Genomic DNA, 1,766 nt, shown 5'->3' with positions numbered 1-1,766 from the left:
CCACTGGGCGGGCGCCCCCGTGACGACCCCACCGCAGCGGCTACCGCACCCGGCGGCGGTGACCCTCACCGCGCTGGCCGCCGCGCGGGCCGGGGACCGCCGGGCCGCCGCCGACCTGGCCGCCGCCGCCGACCGGTGGGCGCCGGTGGCCCGCCGGGAACAGGTCCGCTGCCTGCTGGCCCAGGCCACGGCCACCACCGACCCGACCGAGGCGGTGGCCGTGTTGGGCGCCGCGCAACGCATCGCCGTCGACGCCGGGCTGGTGGTGCTGGCCGGGCAGGCCCGCCGGGCGTTACGCGCCCACGGCACGCCCGGCGCCGGCCCGCCCGCCGGCCGTGGCGACGGGCCGCTGACCGACCGGGAACGGCAGGTGCTGCGGCTGGTCGCGCAGGGCGAACCGAGCCGACGCATCGCCGGGCGGCTCGGGGTGTCCGTGGAGACCGTCGAAACCCACGTCCGCGCCGGCATGCGCAAACTCGGTGCCCGTACCCGCACCGCCGCCGCCGCGATGACCCTGGCCGCACCCCGATGACCGTGCCCCGGCACGTGCTGCCCGACCTGCCCGCCGCGACGACGGTGCTGCGCGCCCTGACCCGCGACGGCTGGCACACCCGGGAGGGGTTCGCGTTGCTCGCCGACACGTGGGACGTCAGCGACACCCGGCTGGTGCTGTTCGGGCGGGTCGACGACGACGACACGGTGCGGCTGGTGGTGCTGGCCGCCGCCCGGGGCGCCGGCGTGGTCGCCGTGGTCGACCCGACCAGCCCCCGGGGCCGGGCGTTACGCGCCGACCTGGACCGGCTCACCCCCGGCCCGACCGTACCGGCGGTGCTGCCGCTGCGCCCCGAACAGGTGGCCCTGCTGGCCCGGCTCGCGGCGGGGGAGACCATCGCCGCCGCCGCGGCGGCCGAGTTCCTGTCCCTGCGTACCGCGAACCGTCGGATCGCCGCCGCGCGGGCCGCCCTGGGGGTACGCACCACCCGGGAGGCGGTACTGGCCTACCTGCACCGGCGGGCCGGCTGACCGGTCAGCGTCGCCGGTGCATCCGGGTGGTGTCGACCGGCCGGCTCGGGTCGACGTGCCGGGGCCCGTCCGGTTCGTCGGGCCGTAACGGCACCAGCGTGTCGGTGAGCGCGTCGACGATCAGGTCGGTGGCCCGCCGCGCCGCGCCCGCACCGGCCGGTTGCACACCGGTCACGTCGACGGGCGGACCGAAGTGCACCCGCACCGTGGGGCGGCGCACGAACGCCCGGAGCAGGGCCGGCAGCATCCCCTGCGGCGCCGAGTACGGCAGTACCTCGTGTGACCCCCACTGCGCCACCGGTACGACCGGTGCGCCGCTGGCGAACGCCAACCGCGCGGTGCCGGTCTTGCCGCGTTCGGGCCACATGCCGGGGTCCAGGCCGATGCGGCCCTCCGGGTAGACCAGCACCACCGACCCGGCGGTGACCGCGGTCGCGGCGTCGGTGAGGGCCTGCGCGACCCCGGCGGTACCCCGGTCGACGCGGATGTGCCCGCAGTGCCGCATGGCGGTGCCGAGCAGCGGGGCGCGGAACAGTCCACCGGTGGCCATGATCCGGGGTGCGACGCCCCGGGTGTGGCAGGCGGCGGCCAGCACGATCGGGTCGAACGGGCTGATGTGGTTGGCGGCCAGGATCAGCGGGCCGCGCCGCAGGGTGTCGGGTACGTCACCGGTGACGTGCAGCCGGGCGGTGGCGGCGACCACGAGCCGGGCGGCGAGCTGCGCGGCGCGCCACAGGCGGGGT

General features: G+C 78.1%; 3 protein-coding genes. 2 read left to right on the top strand and 1 reads right to left on the bottom strand.

What is annotated here, in order from left to right; translation table 11 throughout:
* Both GSF22_RS33330 and GSF22_RS33325 read left to right on the top strand, forming a co-directional pair.
* Nucleotides 1-532, top strand: a 532-nt coding sequence (locus tag GSF22_RS33330) for a helix-turn-helix transcriptional regulator (protein WP_244454587.1), incomplete at its 5' end; no start/stop codon positions are given.
* Nucleotides 529-1,023, top strand: a complete 495-nt coding sequence (locus GSF22_RS33325) for a LuxR family transcriptional regulator (protein WP_208817880.1) — start codon at nt 529-531, stop codon at nt 1,021-1,023. The genes GSF22_RS33330 and GSF22_RS33325, both read left to right, overlap by 4 nt.
* Nucleotides 1,024-1,027: 4 nt before the next feature.
* Here the strand turns inward: GSF22_RS33325 and GSF22_RS33320 are convergent.
* The coding region (locus tag GSF22_RS33320; protein WP_208817879.1) for a lysophospholipid acyltransferase family protein at nt 1,028-1,766 on the bottom strand (739 nt) is incomplete at its 5' end.

Source organism: Micromonospora echinofusca, assembly GCF_017614955.1.
GTDB lineage: Bacteria > Actinomycetota > Actinomycetes > Mycobacteriales > Micromonosporaceae > Micromonospora > Micromonospora echinofusca_A.
This window is presented reverse-complemented; position numbering and strand designations above follow the sequence as displayed.

Bases quoted from the DNA above. Each gene is read 5' to 3' on its own strand.
- GSF22_RS33325 (WP_208817880.1), top strand. From the start codon at position 529: ATGACCGTGCCCCGGCACGTGCTGCCCGACCTGCCCGCCGCGACGACG.